The sequence below is a fragment of the Thalassospira sp. CA1 genome (genome assembly GCF_059052855.1).
This window is the reverse complement of the sequence record NZ_JBZCIA010000001.1, coordinates 221,109-236,596: the sequence shown is the minus strand read 5'-3', so window position 1 is coordinate 236,596 and position 15,488 is coordinate 221,109. Positions and strand designations below refer to the sequence as shown.

The window sequence follows — 15,488 nt, the reverse complement described above, 5'->3', positions numbered from 1 at the left end:
TTCTCAGTTACCGGTCCCGGCATCGGCCGGGCTGTTGTTTTCGTCTTTTTGCGGAACCAGAAGGCCCCGAACGCGGGTTTTGCCATCGCCATTACCGTCAGCCGTCAGACGACTGATCCCGGTATTCAGATCGACCACGGCACGATCCCCGTTCAACTGGTTTTCCCCGCGGGTGATCTTAACCGATCCGATAAGGGTGGCGATACCTGTTTTCGCATCATAAACACCCTGATTGCCAACAACAAACTCTGTTGATGTGCGAATATTCACATTGCCCTGCCCGTCAATGCGGCGCAATTCATTTGCGCCATCCGGACCGGCCTCAAAGCGCGCGGTCAGAACATCCCCGCGCAGCGTGCGATCCTCGGATACCGCAACCGCATCCCCGCGCGCAACCGCAACGCGCTCTGTCTCCCAGTATTCAAGGCTGTCGCGCGCGGTCAGGGTTTCATTGGGTGTGCTGTATTTAAGGTTATCACCGGTCAGAACAACCACGGCCTCGTCAATGTCATAGACTGCACGATCACCGACCGCGACATCGGTATCGGACGACAATTTGACATTGCCAACTGCGATGATGCGGTAAATCTCGCTATTGCCGTCGCGATCACGATAGAGCGCCTGCAACTCGTCGGCATCGACGCGCGATGAACCCCGTTTGGCCACCGCATTGCCACGGGCAATCAGGATCTGTTCATTGCGGCGCCATTCGATGCCGTTATCAGACTCGACTTCAAGCCCGCCACTGCCATTCTGGGCCAAACCCAACGGATTGGCCGCAGCATCCTTGGCCATGGCCGACAGGCCAAGCGCGGCCGCACCCAGCATAAGGCCCCCCAGCATAAGGGGTGTCAGCAGCGTTCCAGTCTTGCGGGCGAGATGCGGCATCGCAATCATGACTTCCCTCTCATTGCTCCGTCGAATTCAATGCACTGTCGAAAATCACCAGCCGGGATTTCCCCAAAAAGCGGATCACCGCCCCCTTGTCTTCAAGCTCAAACCCGGAATCCGATGCAATGGTGCCAAACGGCCCCTGTCCGTCAACCGGCACATCACCGCTGGCACTGCCGGAATTCATGGCGATTTCAGCTTCCTCGGTGTGAATTTCAAAACCGTTATCGTGGTACATATTGACCGTACCCACCAGATCAAGCATCCCGTCGGTTTCGGTATAGAAGCCCTCATTGGCGGTCATCGCGATCCACGATCCGTCATTCAGCGTGATATCGGCCTGCGGACCGGACAGATAGACATGATCGGGCCGGGTTTCGGTTGCGTCGGTTTCAACCGCTTCGCTGGCGGTCACCGTAAAGGGCTGGCGATTGCCATCCACGCCAAAGAAGCGCGGATTGCTCATCGCGACATTTTCCATCAGATCCTCGGGCGAGGTCGAAAAGCCAAGCCGAAAACCACTATCCTGAACCTGTTCGATCTGCGGCCACAAAACGACCAGTGCCATGATCGTCATTGCGATCAGCGGTAGCACGAATTTCAGCATATTGACGATGACACGGCGGAACGGATTGATCCGCACATTGCGCCGGGCCGAGGGCATGCGATCACGCGAAAAGCCACGCTCATGGCGCGCCTGACGTTCGTCATGCGCTGCCTCCTTCTGGCTTTTTTCGCGGTCTTCGACCTGTGGCGTGCCCTCTGTGCTCATGCGTTATGCCACCCCGACGCGCAACAGATCATGGATATGCACAAGGCCCACCGGCACACCACCATCATCCAAGACAAACAGGGATGTGATCGAACGGTCATTCATGATGGCAAGTGCCTCAACCGCCAGGGCATCGGCACTGGTCACTTTCGGCCCAGTGGTCATGACATCACCGACCTTCATCGCCACCAGATTATCGGCCATGTGACGGCGCAAATCGCCATCGGTCACGATCCCGGCCAGGACACCGGCATCATCAACCACACCGACACAGCCAAACGAATGACTGGTCATGGTGACAAGCGCCTCGGCCATCAGGGCATCGGGCGAAATCAGCGGCAGTGTATCAACCCCGTGCATGACATCATGAACATGCAGCAACCGCTGACCCAGTTTGCCACCGGGGTGGAAGGTGCGGAAATCTTCGGATGTAAAGCCGCGCCGCTCCATCAATGTCACCGCCAGTGCATCGGCAAGGGCCAACATAGCGGTGGTTGATGTCGTCGGCGCCTGCTTGTTCGGGCAGGCTTCCGGGCTTGCCGGCAGGACCAGCGGGCAGTCGGACTGCTTGGCAAGCGAGCTTTCCGGTTTGCGGGTCATGCCGATCAACGGCACGTTAAAGCGCCGGGTAAAGGCAATAATGTCGGACAGTTCCGGGGTTTCACCGGAATTGGACAGGGCCAGAACCGCATCATCCTTGCCAATCATGCCAAGATCGCCGTGGCTGGCCTCGGCGGGATGGACGAAAAAGGACGGGGTGCCGGTCGAGGCAAAGGTCGCGGCGATTTTCTTGGCAATATGGCCGCTTTTGCCCATGCCGGTAACAACCAGGCGGCCTTTCAGGCCCTCGATCAGGTTGATAACGTTGCAGAACTCACCATTAAGCGAGTCTGCAAGCTCGCGCAGCGCATTGGCCTCGATATCAAGAACACGGCGCGCGATGGCAAGATCGGCGTCACTCGCCGGTGCTGGCACTTTGGGGGACTCGTTTGAGACGTCTTTTGAGACTGGGGTCACTGTCATCTGTTTCTTGTTAGCGTTTCCCGCCCGGAGATAGGCTATTTGACCCATCTTGCAAGATCATTGGGCCAAAACTATGAACCCGGTTGGCGTGGGGGTCAATTCTATTGCACCCCCATACACCGCCAATCTTCACAGACGGTTAACCGGCCTTATGCCGACCTTATGAATGGGCAAAAATATCGGTTTCTTCCCAGCCCGCCAGATCAAGCGTCGCGCGGGTCGGCAGGAAGTCAAAACAGGCCTGCGCGATCTCGGTACGCCCTTCGCGCGCCAGACGACGATCAAGCTCTTCCTTGGCCTTGTGCAAATACAGCACGTCCGAGGCCGCATAATCGATCTGTTCCTTGGAAAGCTCGGCAGCACCCCAGTCGGAGCTCTGCTGCTGCTTGGAAATCTCGACCCCGACGGTCTCGCGCAGCACATCCTTCAGACCATGACGGTCGGTGTAGGTGCGCACCAGCTTGGAGGCAATCTTGGTGCAATAAACCGGCGCGCAACGCACACCGAGATATTTGTCCATCACCGCGATGTCAAAACGCCCGAAATGAAACAGCTTCAACACCGACGGGTCAGCCAGAAGCTTTTTCAGGTTCGGCGCGCTGTAATCTTCCCCATCAAACTTGACCAGATGGGCATTGCCATCCCCGCTTGAAAGCTGCACGACACACAAACGGTCGCGGTGCGGGTTAAGGCCCATGGTCTCACTGTCAATGGCCACAACCTTTCCAAGGTCAAGGTCATCGGGCAGATCTCCGAGATGGAGGAAATTGGTCATCGCGGTTCTCCAAATGTCAAAATTTGCCTGTTCTTAACACAGCAAACCGCGCATCGCACCGCAAAAGTCGCCCCTGTTTAGCTCGAAAGAAGAACGCTCTGCTCAGTTTGACTTTTGTGTTGCGAACCTGAGTGCTGCGACAGCACTTGCGATCGACAACCACGCCAGCATCGCTGGCCAGTTTGAAAACAGGCTTTGCGTCACTGAAAGGGGAAATAGCGACATCACCATGACCCCCAAATAAAGCCCGCCAAGCAGCCTGGTATCACGCGGGCCGAATAGGGCTTTCGCGCCGTTCCAGTACAAAATCACCATAAAAATGGTAAATGGAATGGTGCCAATCAAACCGGTGTCCGACAACCATTCAATGTAAAAGTTGTGTGGGTGCGGGTGACACAGCGCGCTGTCCAATCCTTGCTGCACATAATCTTCGCAGACCAAGGGAAAGTTCCCCATTCCGGTCCCGGTTATCGGGTTCTCACCAAAGAAGCGCAATCCCAGTAATGCAAGCTGACCATAAATTGAGTCGGTATAGTCCGAAAGCACGTTGGCCAGTTCCTCAACCCGCCCCCATATGCGCTCGCTCGTTAAGAGCAGAAATGTCAATGCCGCCCCTCCAGACAAGAACAAGCCAATCGCTATCCTACGCGCAAGCTTTCCAGAAAGAAGTAGACTGAGAGTTACCAGCAAAAGAGCCAACAATGTCAGCACACTCGCTGCTCGCTCACCACTCAAAAATACAACCGTTAGCAAAAGCGGTGACAAACAACACGCTGCAAGGAAAAGCTTGCTGGATTGCCTACGAGCGTAAAGAACGAAACCCAACGCACTGGTCGCAAGACCCAATTTAGCCAGGTACATACCGATATTTGGCCGGTCGAGAGGCCCGGTTAGACGGTTCCCCATAGCATCCATAGCTTGCCCGGAGAGCAGCGAAACACCGACGAAAAACTGGTACAGTGCATCAAGTGCCGCCACTGCCATCGTACATAGCACAACAACAATAAATCGACGGATCGTACGCTCATCCGTCAAGATCCAGCGGGTTATTGCCGCATAGAAGATAATAAACCTGATCCAACTTAACGAACGCCCGAAACTTTTGCCGACATACTCAGCAAAAGGAGAGACAAAGACATTCATCAAGACAAAGATAACCAGAAGAACCAGAATATCTTTTTCGCGCGCCCAAGACCAATCCTTGACCGACCAAGATCGCACCAAAAAAATCACCCCAATCAGGACAACCGAAATATCGGCAACTGCACGGGAAAACATCAATAATGCCGGCAGGCAAAGCAGCAAAAAACTGGCCGCGAGGTGCAACTTTCGATCAAGCGAGGTCATCTTCAGCAATTCACTTCTTTAATTTGGCGGATGTTTGATAAGTTTTGAAAAATATTCCGGTAGGATTGCAGTGCTGCGGGGTCGGGATCAACAAATCCGAGTTTCCCAGCAACGTAGCGAACAAACAAAGGTATCATCGGAATAGGTGCCCCATCGCGGCGCGCCTTTTTTATCGCCGAAACACACTTGCGATAAAGCTTCACGCGCGTTTCGTGCGGCAACTCTAGGTGGGCCTCCAGAAAGTTCAGATAGACCAAAAATCGATCATGATTAAGCTGCAAGGTATTTTGCGAAATGTGACTTCCGACGTCCGGCACTATCGTAAGAACCATGTCCGTATCAAGAAGGCACTTTGCATGTGCTGAAAGTCGCAATGGCAACGATTCATCCTGAACAAAGACCGCCTCATCGCACCCACCTGAGGCGATAAAAACATCCCGTTCAACAAGCCAAGTCATCCGCACCATACCGCGACCAAGGACCCTCTCGAGCGGATCCCGGTGGACGCTAAGCTTGAAATCTTCTGAAATCCGAGGGGCCACCACTTTATCGATTGGTTCGTTCGTCTTGCGACAATGGCCATGCACCATGTCTGCATTATGCTGTTTTGCAAGTGAAAGCAGCATCTCAAGCGCATTTGGCGCAAGAATTTCATCACAGTCAAAGAGCGCCAGATATTTGCCATTTGCGGCCTCGGCTCCCTGGTTGAGCCGAATTGATGGACCCGCATTGACTGTATTGCGAATTACCCGGACAAAATCGTGCTTCGCTGAAAATTCTTCAAGGATCGCCAGAGAATTATCTGTCGACACGTCATCTACGAAAACAACCTCAAAAGGTATTTCGCCAGTCTGACCCAATAAAGACGCAAAGAAATAACGAAGAGCATTTTCTTTGTTATAGACCGGCAGAACAAAACTGACTTCGGGTTGCATGATTTCGCAGCTCATTTTTAAGTCGATTTCTGCTTGTAACCAGTCAAGCTTGTCTCGAAAAGACTAAAACGCAAACCCGGCCCAAAACGACAATACCCCAGCACATCTGAAATGTGCTGGGGTATGGTGCCCAGGAGAAGACTCGAACTTCCACGGCCTAATGGCCACTGGCACCTGAAGCCAGCGCGTCTACCAATTCCGCCACCTGGGCATAGGGGCTTGTGGTATTTGTTCGGGCGGTGTCCGCCGGAACGGGGCGGAATATACGCGGTCAGGCTTAAGTGTCAACCAACTTTTTGATGGTTTGGTGAAACTTCCTGCGCCCGATTGCAGGTCCCCGCCAATCGCCCGGTTTTTCTTGGCATTTAGTGGGTTTCGGCCTTACACCGCGTGGTCGAATAAATAGGCCAGAACACCGTTCAAACGGTTTCTGCCCTGATCGGTGGCGCGCAGTCCCGAAGAATCACAGATCAGATCACCGGACTCGATCAGGGTTTCCAGCCGATCCGACGCCAGAACATCACCCGGTCCCTTGCCGATAATGCGGTTAAAGCGTTCCGTCGGGATGGTTTCGTTAAGCCTGAGGCCCATCATAACCATCTCAAGCAGACGTTCATCAGCCTCGAGCGCTGTTTCTTCCTGCGTGCCGTGGCCATGCTTTTCCACCCGGTCCAGCCAGATATCAGGCGCACGGTGACGCCGTACTGCCATCGGTGTCGTGTTGCCATCGGCACCAACCACTGCCTCGCGGCCATGTGCGCCCGGTCCGATGCCCAGATAATCGCCATAGCGCCAGTAAACCAGGTTATGGCGGCTTTCCTGCCCCGGCTTGGCGTGGTTGGACACCTCGTAACATCGATAGCCGGCACGTTCGGTCTCTTCCTGGGTGATCTCGTAAAGTTCCGTCGCAAGGTCTTCGTCCGGTACGACAAGATCGCCGCGCTGATGCAGGGTATAGAACTGTGTACCCGGCTCGATGGTCAGCTGGTAGAGCGAGATATGCCCATTGGCGATGCCAAGCCCTTCGCGCAATTCCGTCCGCCAGGCCTTGGGATCGTGTTCCGGGCGTGCATAGATCAGATCAAACGAAAAACGATCAAACACCGATGTCGCAACATCCAGGGCCCGAATGGCTTCCTCGGCACTGTGCAGGCGACCAAGGAACCTCAGGTCACGGTCATTGAGCGCCTGAATACCGATCGAAACCCGGTTGATCCCGTTCGCGGCAAAGGCCGAAAACCGGTCAATCTCGACCGTACCGGGATTTGCTTCGAGCGTGATTTCCAGATCATCCGTTACAGGCCAGAAAGATTTGATGTCCTCGATCAAGGCCCCGGCGGTTTCCGGGTCCATCAGGGATGGCGTGCCCCCGCCAAAGAACACCGATCCCACTGTCCGCCCCGGATGGCGGGCCGCACCATAGGCAAGCTCAGCCCGAAGTGCGGTGCGCCAGCGCGCGTGATCAACACTGTTCGCGACATGGCTGTTGAAATCGCAATACGGACATTTCGACAGGCAGAACGGCCAGTGGATATAAATGCCAAACGGCACGGTTTCACTTGAGGCTGCGGACACGCGGGACTCTTTTCAAACGCGGGAATGTTGGCCGATAAACTAACACGCACCGCCGATGATGACATCCGCGATGCGTGCATAAGTTCAATGCAGGTGGTTAAACCTGAAATTAGTCTTCGAAGCAGGCCTTGACCAATTGGCGGAAGGCATCGGCCCGGTGGCTCATTTCATGCTTTTTCGCCGGGTCCATTTCGCCAAAAGTTTCCCCGTAACCCTTGGGCTGGAAAATCGGGTCATAGCCAAAGCCATGCGGACCACGTTTGGGCCAGACAATTTCGCCCTCAACCCGGCCTTCGAAATTCTCGACATGCCCGTCCGGCCAGGCCAGCGACAGGGCACAGATGAACGATGCCCGGCGGTCCGGATGATCACCAATACCGTTCTTGACCTTTTCCATCGCCATGTCGAAATCCTTGTCCGGGCCGGCCCAACGGGCGGAATAAATCCCCGGTGCTCCATCAAGGGCCGAAACCGCCAAACCACTGTCATCGGCAAGGGCCGGAAGATTGGCCCCATTGGCCGCCGCCGTTGATTTCAGCTGCGCATTACCAATAAAGGTCTTTTCGGTTTCTTCGGGTTCGGGCAGGTCAAGCTCACCGGCCGAGAAGACCTCGATGCCAAACGGTTCAAGAAGTTCGGCGATTTCCTTGATCTTGCCTTTGTTGTGGCTGGCGATGACGAGTTTTTTTTCCGTGAAACGACGGGCCATGGTCTTGCCTGAAACTGCGATATCCAACTGATGCGACAAAACGGCAGGCCCGATGCCCGCCGTTCATATTATGGTGCCTTAAAGCCCAAGCGCTTCGCGCTGCTTGGCGAACAATTCCTTGCAGCCCTTTTCCGCCAACGCGAACATCTTATCATAGGATGCACGATCAAACGGCACGTCTTCGGCGGTTGCCTGTACTTCGACAATGCCGCCATTGTCGGCCAGCACGAAATTGGCGTCAGCCCCAGCATTGCTGTCCTCGGCGTAATCAAGATCAAGCACCGCTTCACCTTCATAGATACCGCACGAAATCGCTGCGACCGGCTGGGTCAGCGGGATTTCCTTGATCAGGCCGAGACGACGCACACCCTGAAACGCCAGATGGGCTGCAACATAAGCACCGGTGATCGATGCGGTGCGCGTACCGCCATCGGCCTGAATGACATCGCAATCAAGGCGCATCTGCATTTCGCCCATCGCCTTCATATCGGCAACCGCGCGGATCGAACGGCCAATCAGACGCTGAATTTCCTGGGTGCGGCCGGACTGACCACCGCGCGCGGCTTCGCGCTGCATGCGGCTATCGGTTGCGCGCGGCAGCATGCCGTATTCAGCGGTGATCCAGCCCTTGCCGGAATTGCGCATCCAGCCCGGTACCTTGTCTTCGACCGTGGCGGTACAGATCACATGCGTGTCGCCGAACTTGATCAGGCATGAGCCTTCGGCATACTTGGAAACGCCGGTTTCAATCGTTACATCGCGAAGCTGATCGGGGGTACGGCCGGAAGGGCGCATGAGAAGGAACCTCTTGGTTGTCTGGGCTAGCGTTCGTGGCGACTTGATTGCCCGCGCACGAAGCGAAACTGTCCTGAAAAATTTGGCCCAAAGTAAGATGTGCCCCACCAAACGTCCAGCAGTTTCCCCGGATGTTTTTATCTGTTCTGGTGCAATCCTGGCGCAAAGCAGTTAAACCAACAACTTCGACCAAATTTACAAGCTTGGCTTAGCAATAGGCCGTGCAATTGACGCAATGCGTTTGCCTGACTAAATTCTCCTCACGTTTACGCTTCATCCATCTGGATCAATTGGCACGCAACACATGGCGCATTTTGACGATACATTGCTGGGCGACATGAATGCGCGGTCACGTGAAGTGTTCCGCCAGATTGTCGATGCCTATGTCGAAACCGGCGAGCCGATCGGGTCGCGGTCGATTGCGCGTCGCATGTCGGAAAACCTTTCGGCGGCGACCATTCGCAATGTCATGTCCGACCTTGAAGAAATGGGTCTTCTGGTCGCGCCGCACATTTCGGCCGGGCGCCTGCCCAGTGAAAAGGGCCTGCGCCTGTTTGTGAATGCCCTGATGGAGGTTGGTGACCTTCCCAATGCCGAGCGTGACCAACTGACCAAGAACTGCGAACAGGCGGGCTATTCACTGGATCAGATGCTGGGCGAAGCAACCACGATGTTGTCGGGCCTGTCGCGCTGTGCCGGGCTGGTAGTTGCGCCCAAGACCGATGGCATTCGCTTAAAACAGATCGAATTCGTGGCCCTGTCGCCGGGCAAGGTTCTGGCCGTGCTGGTAGCCCATAATGGCAGTGTCGAGAACCGAATCCTTGATGTTCCGCCTGATTTGCCCGCCTCAGCATTGACAGAAGCGGCAAACTATCTAAATACCCGGTTGGCTGGAAAGACGCTTGATGATGCGCGCCTTTTGATGACAAAGGAGCGTGATCGTCTCAAGCAGGAGCTTGATGAGCTTTCCGCCAATCTGATTGATGCGGGCCTGGCAACATGGGCCGGCGGGGTCAAGGGATCGTCCCTGATTGTGAAGGGGCAATCCCAGCTGCTGGAAAATATCGATACGATTGAACAGCTTGAGACCGTGCGCCGCCTGTTTAACGTGCTCGAAGCCCGCGATCAGATGATTGAATTGCTCGATGTGACGACGGATGCCCAAGGCGTTCAGATTTTCATCGGGTCGGAGAATAAACTGTTCGGCGGATCGGGTCTTTCGATGGTGATTTCGCCCTATCAGAATGCTGAAGGCAGCATTGTGGGTGCAATCGGGGTTGTCGGACCGACCCGGATCAATTATGCCCGGATCATTCCGCTGGTCGATTACACCGCCAAGCTGGTCGGTCGACTGATTGGATAAATCGCGGCGCTGCGTGTCAGGCCGCATAACGTGAAAGTAGCAAGGTTAGCCATGTCGGAAACCGCAAAGAACACTCCGGAAGATCTGCAGGACGTCAATGCAGAGGAAACCGCTTCGGAAGAGGTCGCAGCAGAGGCGACCGAGGAAGTTGTTGAGGACGCCGCCCCCCAGGACCCGATCGCCGCACTTGAAGCCGAAGTCGCGGAACTGAAAGACCGTCTGCTGCGCCAGGCCGCCGAGGTGGAAAACACCCGCCGCCGCGCGAAAAAAGACGTTGAGGATGCTGGCAACTACGCCATCACCAAATTTGCCCGCGACCTTTTGGATGTCAGCGACAACCTGCGCCGCGCGCTTGATGCTGCGGGCGATACGTCCAATGCCGATCCGGCGATGAAAACCCTGTTTGACGGGGTCGAGATGACCGAACAGGCCCTGCAAAAGGCGCTTGAAAAGAACGGCATCGAAAAGCTCGAACCGCTTGGTGAAAAGCTTGACCCGAACAAACATCAGGCCGTGTTTGAACTGCCGCATCCGGAATATCCGGACGGCCACGTCGCACAGGTCATGCAGGCCGGTTACGTGCTTAAGGGCCGTTTGCTGCGCCCCGCCATGGTCGGTGTAACCAAAAATCCGGGCGGTGAAAAACCAAGCCAGACCGACACCCCGGGCGGCAATGTCGATACCTCTGCCTGATCGACAGAAAAATTTCAGATAAACCGGTTTTAGCGGATCGGTTTCGCATTCACCCCTGCCAGACAAACTTGGCGGGGGTGTTTTGTTTGCATTAGGCTACCTTTACTGATCACCAGCACAGGACCGCACACCATGCCGCTTCGCCCCGACTTGATTGACATCCTGCGCGATGAAAACGCCCCGATTGTCATCCTGACCGGGGCTGGCATTTCCAAGGAAAGCGGCCTGCATACCTTTCGCGATCCTGATGGCATCTGGGCGAGATACGATATTTCCGAGGTCGCAACGCCCGAGGCCTTCGTGAGTAATCCCGATCTGGTGCATCATTTTTATAATGACAGGCGCGCTGGCTTGCATGACCCGGCGGTTCAACCCAATGCCGCCCATTTGGCCCTGGCACAGCTAGAGGCCGAATGGCCCGCTGATGTGCTTCTGGTAACCCAGAACATTGATGATCTGCATGGCCGGGCCGGGTCCAAAAACCTCATCCACATGCATGGTGAACTTCTGAAAATCCGCTGTAATCACTGTGATCTGCTCACCGATTGGCCGGGCGACCTTGCCAAGGAAACCCCCTGCCCAAGTTGCGGCAAAGCCGGTGGATTGCGCCCGCATGTGGTGTGGTTTGGCGAAATGCCGCTCGAGATGGAACGCATTTACGCTGCCCTTGGCGATTGCGGGCTTTTCATCTCGATCGGGACATCGGGCAATGTCTATCCGGCGGCCGGGTTCGTTCAGGTCGCCCATGAAGAAGCCGGCGCTGAAACGGTCGAGCTCAATCTCGAACCCAGTTCGGGTGCGACACTGTTTGATCATAGCCGCTATGGCCTCGCCACCGAACTGGTTCCGGCCTTTGTTTCTGCCCTGCTCGGTGATTGATATCTGGCCTTAAGGATTGATCAAATCACGGAATGATTTTTCGCCCGCATCGCTAAAGCGCACAATGCGCGACTCCGGCATCCGTCGGGCCCAACCCAAATCATAGAACCGGTCGAGCAAGGCTGCCCCGAATGATCCGGCCAAATGCGATTGCCGGGCACTCCAATCAAGGCACTCCCGACAGAGCGGTCGGCGCTTGGCCCGCAGACCTTCCAGATCAATACCAAAACCATTGGCAAAATCGATCCCGGCCGGGGTCAGGGCAACACCATTGATGTCGCTTTCAATCAGTTTGCGTTTGGCAAGGCCGTCAAACAGCGCCACCCCCATGTCACCCGCCAGGTGGTCATAACAAACGCGTGCCTTGCGCAGTTCCGGGTCCTTGGGCCCGGTCCGAACCCGGTTATGCCCGACCCGATTGGCAATCCCCATCAGGACTTCCAGTGCCTCGACAATATCAGGGCCGCTGAGCGTGAAATAACGATGCCGCCCCTGTTTGCGCGGCAAAACGATCTGACCGGCTTCAAGCTTTGCCAGATGCGAGCTTGCCGTTTGTGGCGTCACACCGGCTTCTTGTGCCAGCTCGGCCGCGGTCAATGCCCGACCACTCATGAGGGCTGTCAGCATATTTGCGCGCGCCGGATCGCCAAGCAATGCGGCCACGCGGGCGATATCGGGTCCTTCTTTCATAGTTCGATGCTAATCGAAGCATTAATGCACGGCAATCGGGATAATGGGTCGCGTCACCCAACAAGATGTTTCTCCTGAAAGGACGCTGTCATGATCACCTGCTTCATCCGCTATGAAATCGACCCGTATAAAAAAGACGCCTTCATGGAATATGCCCGCAACTGGGGGCAGGCCATCCCGCGCTGCGGGGCAGACCTTGTCGGCTATTTCGCCCCGCATGAAGGATCGGTCTCGACCGCCTATGGTATCTATCACTTGCCCGATCTGGCATCCTATGAAGCCTATCGCGCGCGTCTGAAGGACGATCCGCTGGGCCGCGAGAACTACGAATTTTCCCAGCGCGAAAAATTCATCCTGCGCGAAGAACGCCAGTTTCTGAAACTCGCATCGACGCCACATACAGAGCTGATCAAACCATGATTGCAGTGATTTTCGAGGTCACACCACGCGAAGGGCACTATGACGGTTACCTTGCGATTGCCGGTGACCTCAAACCCGTGCTTGAAACCATGGATGGCTTTATTTCAATTGAGCGGTTTCAAAGCCTGACCAATCCCGGCAAGGTTCTATCGCTGTCCTTCTGGCGCGATGAGGACGCAATTGCCGCCTGGCGCAATCTGGGCGAGCACCGTACCGCCCAGATCAAGGGGCGACACAAGATCTTTGAAGATTACCGTTTGCGGGTGGCCGGTGTGATCCGTGATTACGGCCTTCATGACCGTGATCAGGCCCCGGATGATTCCCGCGCGCAACATGATCGCTGATCTGTAACGTCGATTATCGGGGCTCAGGCCTTTGCCGGTTTCGGGGATGCTTCTTCATCCCCGATTTCGCTACTCTCGGCAAATTCGGCAAATTCTTCTTCCACGGCATCCTTGACCGCTTTGGCACCGCCCTTGTAATCAAGCAGCATCACGGCCAGCACGACAATGCCTGCCCCGATGAAAATCACCGGCACCGGCAGCATGTCGAAAAAGATCAGGTCCATCGCGACCGAAAATGGCAGGGCGGTGTATGCCGCAGGCGACACCACACTGGCATCCGCAACCCGCACGGCGCGCAACACCATATAGTTGGTCAGCATGGCAAAGAAACCGGCACCTGACGCATAAAGCCAATCGGCCAATGACGCCGGATACCAGGTAATCATCGCAACCGGCACCCAGATCGCAACCGCGATGATCTGAGGCCAGAACAGCATGGAAAAATTGGTTTCGGTCCGGGTCAGCACCTTGGCAAACAGAGTCTGGGCCGAAAAACAGAACGCCCCGATCAGGGCCGCGGCCACACCCAGAGGCACGCCAAAGCCATCCATCCGCGGGAAACACATCACCCACACGCCAACAAGGCCCAGAAGGGTTGCGATGATTTTGCGCGGGGTCAGTTTCTCGCCCAAAATCACCACCGCCAACATCACGGTCAGCAAGGCTTCGATAAACAGATAGGCGTTGACCTCGGCGATGCTCATCTGGCGCAGCGCAAAGAACACAAAGAACAGCGACCCGTACCACAAAACACCACGCGCAATATGCGCCACCGGGCGGCGCGTACGGATCTGGCGCGTGCCGATAAACATGATGATGACCAGGAACACCGCAACGGTGGTCAGGGCGCGCATCGCAAGGATCTGCGAGGTCGGCACATCGTGCGAGACAAGCTTGGCACAAACATCGACAAAAACGCCTGATGCCATGGCAGCCGTCATCCACAGGACACCGCGGAAATTTCCGCTCAGTCGCGTTGCGGTCATGGTCAATCCCGGTTTCGAAAGGAATATTGGGGTTTCCGGCAGTTGGGGGGAGGCTGCTTACGTGGTGGCGCAAGGAGGCATAAGTCATTACGGCCGGAAACCCTGTATGACAATGATATTGCCTGCTTGTTTGGAAAAATACGAATGAAGCTTTTTCAGCCATTGTTGAGATTTTTTTGGCCCACTTTTCGATCAGGCCTGATAGACAGAATAAAAGACAGTAATGCTCTCCGGATGGAAACCCACGATGCGCAGAAAGCTCCCACCGTTGCGCGCCCTTGTCGCCTTTGAAGCCACTGCACGCCATCAAAGCGTGAAGGGGGCCGCAGAAGAATTGCATGTCACGCAAAGTGCGATCAGTCATCAGCTCCGCCAGCTTGAAGAAAACCTTGGCGTAGTGCTGTTTACCCGCAAGGGCCGTGGATTGACCCTGACCAAGTCGGCAGAGCTTCTTTTGCCGCGCCTGACCGAGGCGCTTGATGGCATTGCCGACATCACTGGTGAAGTCGGCCCGGACAAGGGCAAGGCGATCCGCATCGGTGCGCTGGCGACCCCGGCACTCACCGTGCTGTTGTATGAGCTTGATAACCTGCGCGACCGGCTGCCCGCCGACATTCCCGTACAATTTCGCAAGATTGAATTTGATGACGGTCTTGATCCGCTTGAAATTGATCTCGCCCTTCAGATCGCGCCAAAGGACCTGCCCGGCCCCGAAGACTGGATTACCGAGCTTCTGACCCCTGAAGTCTATACTGCATTTGCCGCCCCGGAATGGCTCGCCAAGCGCGGCTATGATGCCAGCAACGTTGACGTCGCGACACTCGGCCCGCGCGATATCCTGTTAATCGACAGCGACAGCGAACAGTTCTCCCAGATCGAACAATGGTTCAAGGATGCCAGCTTCTCGCTGGCTGATTGCTGGACCTTCAGCCACCATATCTGGGCACTTGAGGCCGCACGTGCCGGGCAGGGCATCGTTGCCAGCACCGATGTTGTTGCCCGCAATTACGTTGAGCGCGGTGAACTGGTGCCGCTTAATTTCCCGGATTTCATTTCGCACTGGTGGTATCGCCTGCTGATCCGCCCGGCCCGCGAAAAAGACCCGATTGTGATCGAAGCCGCCAACTGGATCCGCGAACTGATCAACCCGAAAACCGCATCACTTGCGCGCAAAAAGGTGATGTAACACCATTGTCGTTGTCCTTGGACGCGCGAAAGGTTAGGGTTTGGGCACAAAAAAAGCCGTAAGCCAAAAAATGGGGTTATGTGGGGAAGATGACATCCTTGGTGT

General features: G+C 55.7%; 17 protein-coding genes and 1 tRNA gene. 6 read left to right on the top strand and 12 right to left on the bottom strand.

Annotated elements, in window-relative coordinates; all coding sequences use genetic code 11:
* Positions 1-3: 3 nt before the first annotated feature.
* The 10 genes from AC5Q5A_RS01160 to rph all read right to left on the bottom strand — a co-directional run bounded on the left by AC5Q5A_RS01160 (position 4) and on the right by rph (position 8,822).
* Entirely contained in the window at positions 4-897 is an 894-nt protein-coding gene (locus AC5Q5A_RS01160) for an LptA/OstA family protein (protein WP_493894048.1), read from the bottom strand.
* 10 nt (positions 898-907) lie between these two features.
* Positions 908-1,663: an LPS export ABC transporter periplasmic protein LptC gene (gene lptC, locus AC5Q5A_RS01155; protein WP_417835500.1), complete on the bottom strand. Its 756-nt coding sequence runs from the start codon at positions 1,661-1,663 to the stop codon at positions 908-910.
* 3 nt (positions 1,664-1,666) lie between these two features.
* Entirely contained in the window at positions 1,667-2,686 is a 1,020-nt protein-coding gene (locus AC5Q5A_RS01150) for a KpsF/GutQ family sugar-phosphate isomerase (protein ID WP_493894047.1), read from the bottom strand.
* A 160-nt stretch (positions 2,687-2,846) separates the two neighbouring features.
* Positions 2,847-3,461 (bottom strand): ribonuclease D, encoded by a 615-nt coding sequence (locus tag AC5Q5A_RS01145; protein WP_493894046.1) that lies wholly within the window; start codon positions 3,459-3,461, stop codon positions 2,847-2,849.
* A 102-nt stretch (positions 3,462-3,563) separates the two neighbouring features.
* On the bottom strand, positions 3,564-4,808 hold the full coding sequence (locus AC5Q5A_RS01140) for an O-antigen ligase family protein (protein ID WP_493894045.1): 1,245 nt from the start codon (positions 4,806-4,808) through the stop codon (positions 3,564-3,566).
* Between the two features lie 2 nt (positions 4,809-4,810).
* Positions 4,811-5,743 (bottom strand): glycosyltransferase family 2 protein, encoded by a 933-nt coding sequence (locus AC5Q5A_RS01135; RefSeq protein WP_493894044.1) that lies wholly within the window; start codon positions 5,741-5,743, stop codon positions 4,811-4,813.
* 124 nt (positions 5,744-5,867) lie between these two features.
* A tRNA-Leu gene (locus AC5Q5A_RS01130) sits at positions 5,868-5,954 on the bottom strand.
* A gap of 170 nt (positions 5,955-6,124) precedes the next feature.
* Positions 6,125-7,318, bottom strand: a complete 1,194-nt coding sequence (gene hemW, locus AC5Q5A_RS01125) for a radical SAM family heme chaperone HemW (protein ID WP_493894043.1) — start codon at positions 7,316-7,318, stop codon at positions 6,125-6,127.
* 109 nt (positions 7,319-7,427) lie between these two features.
* The gene (gene rdgB / locus AC5Q5A_RS01120; protein ID WP_063086365.1) at positions 7,428-8,027 is read right to left on the bottom strand and encodes an RdgB/HAM1 family non-canonical purine NTP pyrophosphatase; all 600 of its coding nucleotides are present in this window, start codon (positions 8,025-8,027) and stop codon (positions 7,428-7,430) included.
* Positions 8,028-8,105: 78 nt separating this feature from the next.
* Complete coding sequence (gene rph / locus AC5Q5A_RS01115; RefSeq protein ID WP_493894042.1) at positions 8,106-8,822, bottom strand: ribonuclease PH; 717 nt, start codon at positions 8,820-8,822, stop codon at positions 8,106-8,108.
* Positions 8,823-9,126: 304 nt separating this feature from the next.
* Here rph and hrcA point away from each other — a divergent pair, with 304 nt between their 5' ends.
* From hrcA to AC5Q5A_RS01100, 3 genes are all read left to right on the top strand, one after another.
* Entirely contained in the window at positions 9,127-10,185 is a 1,059-nt protein-coding gene (gene hrcA, locus AC5Q5A_RS01110; RefSeq protein ID WP_008888710.1) for a heat-inducible transcriptional repressor HrcA, read from the top strand.
* A gap of 51 nt (positions 10,186-10,236) precedes the next feature.
* Positions 10,237-10,878 (top strand): nucleotide exchange factor GrpE, encoded by a 642-nt coding sequence (gene grpE / locus AC5Q5A_RS01105; RefSeq protein ID WP_008888711.1) that lies wholly within the window; start codon positions 10,237-10,239, stop codon positions 10,876-10,878.
* A 132-nt stretch (positions 10,879-11,010) separates the two neighbouring features.
* A complete protein-coding gene (locus AC5Q5A_RS01100; RefSeq protein WP_493894041.1) occupies positions 11,011-11,757 on the top strand; it encodes an NAD-dependent deacylase in 747 nt (248 codons plus the stop codon).
* A 9-nt stretch (positions 11,758-11,766) separates the two neighbouring features.
* Here AC5Q5A_RS01100 and AC5Q5A_RS01095 read toward each other — a convergent pair whose 3' ends face one another.
* The gene (locus tag AC5Q5A_RS01095; RefSeq protein ID WP_493894040.1) at positions 11,767-12,447 is read right to left on the bottom strand and encodes an ArsR/SmtB family transcription factor; all 681 of its coding nucleotides are present in this window, start codon (positions 12,445-12,447) and stop codon (positions 11,767-11,769) included.
* 90 nt (positions 12,448-12,537) lie between these two features.
* On the opposite strand from AC5Q5A_RS01095, the gene AC5Q5A_RS01090 reads away from it, so the two are divergent.
* Both AC5Q5A_RS01090 and AC5Q5A_RS01085 read left to right on the top strand, forming a co-directional pair.
* Positions 12,538-12,867 (top strand): NIPSNAP family protein, encoded by a 330-nt coding sequence (locus AC5Q5A_RS01090; protein WP_493894039.1) that lies wholly within the window; start codon positions 12,538-12,540, stop codon positions 12,865-12,867.
* Positions 12,864-13,211, top strand: a complete 348-nt coding sequence (locus AC5Q5A_RS01085; protein ID WP_493894038.1) for an antibiotic biosynthesis monooxygenase family protein — start codon at positions 12,864-12,866, stop codon at positions 13,209-13,211. The genes AC5Q5A_RS01090 and AC5Q5A_RS01085 overlap by 4 nt, the downstream gene beginning before the upstream one ends.
* Before the next feature lie 23 nt (positions 13,212-13,234).
* Here the strand turns inward: AC5Q5A_RS01085 and AC5Q5A_RS01080 are convergent, their stop codons facing one another.
* Entirely contained in the window at positions 13,235-14,197 is a 963-nt protein-coding gene (locus tag AC5Q5A_RS01080; RefSeq protein WP_493894037.1) for a DMT family transporter, read from the bottom strand.
* Positions 14,198-14,444: 247 nt separating this feature from the next.
* On the opposite strand from AC5Q5A_RS01080, the gene AC5Q5A_RS01075 reads away from it, so the two are divergent.
* Positions 14,445-15,383, top strand: coding sequence for a LysR family transcriptional regulator (locus AC5Q5A_RS01075; RefSeq protein ID WP_008888717.1), 939 nt, complete (start codon positions 14,445-14,447; stop codon positions 15,381-15,383).
* The last annotated feature ends 105 nt before the right edge of the window (positions 15,384-15,488 follow it).

What these genes read in the sequence shown, in the direction of transcription:
- AC5Q5A_RS01140 (WP_493894045.1), bottom strand. Translation starts at nt 4,808, where the DNA reads ATGACCTCGCTTGATCGAAAGTTGCACCTCGCGGCCAGTTTTTTGCTG.
- AC5Q5A_RS01075 (WP_008888717.1), top strand. Translation starts at nt 14,445, where the DNA reads ATGCGCAGAAAGCTCCCACCGTTGCGCGCCCTTGTCGCCTTTGAAGCC.
- AC5Q5A_RS01150 (WP_493894047.1), bottom strand. Translation starts at nt 2,686, where the DNA reads ATGACAGTGACCCCAGTCTCAAAAGACGTCTCAAACGAGTCCCCCAAA.
- grpE (WP_008888711.1), top strand. Translation starts at nt 10,237, where the DNA reads ATGTCGGAAACCGCAAAGAACACTCCGGAAGATCTGCAGGACGTCAAT.
- lptC (WP_417835500.1), bottom strand. Translation starts at nt 1,663, where the DNA reads ATGAGCACAGAGGGCACGCCACAGGTCGAAGACCGCGAAAAAAGCCAG.
- AC5Q5A_RS01085 (WP_493894038.1), top strand. Translation starts at nt 12,864, where the DNA reads ATGATTGCAGTGATTTTCGAGGTCACACCACGCGAAGGGCACTATGAC.
- AC5Q5A_RS01100 (WP_493894041.1), top strand. Translation starts at nt 11,011, where the DNA reads ATGCCGCTTCGCCCCGACTTGATTGACATCCTGCGCGATGAAAACGCC.
- AC5Q5A_RS01080 (WP_493894037.1), bottom strand. Translation starts at nt 14,197, where the DNA reads ATGACCGCAACGCGACTGAGCGGAAATTTCCGCGGTGTCCTGTGGATG.
- AC5Q5A_RS01135 (WP_493894044.1), bottom strand. Translation starts at nt 5,743, where the DNA reads ATGCAACCCGAAGTCAGTTTTGTTCTGCCGGTCTATAACAAAGAAAAT.
- AC5Q5A_RS01095 (WP_493894040.1), bottom strand. Translation starts at nt 12,447, where the DNA reads ATGAAAGAAGGACCCGATATCGCCCGCGTGGCCGCATTGCTTGGCGAT.
- rph (WP_493894042.1), bottom strand. Translation starts at nt 8,822, where the DNA reads ATGCGCCCTTCCGGCCGTACCCCCGATCAGCTTCGCGATGTAACGATT.
- AC5Q5A_RS01090 (WP_493894039.1), top strand. Translation starts at nt 12,538, where the DNA reads ATGATCACCTGCTTCATCCGCTATGAAATCGACCCGTATAAAAAAGAC.
- AC5Q5A_RS01160 (WP_493894048.1), bottom strand. Translation starts at nt 897, where the DNA reads ATGATTGCGATGCCGCATCTCGCCCGCAAGACTGGAACGCTGCTGACA.
- AC5Q5A_RS01145 (WP_493894046.1), bottom strand. Translation starts at nt 3,461, where the DNA reads ATGACCAATTTCCTCCATCTCGGAGATCTGCCCGATGACCTTGACCTT.
- rdgB (WP_063086365.1), bottom strand. Translation starts at nt 8,027, where the DNA reads ATGGCCCGTCGTTTCACGGAAAAAAAACTCGTCATCGCCAGCCACAAC.
- hrcA (WP_008888710.1), top strand. Translation starts at nt 9,127, where the DNA reads ATGGCGCATTTTGACGATACATTGCTGGGCGACATGAATGCGCGGTCA.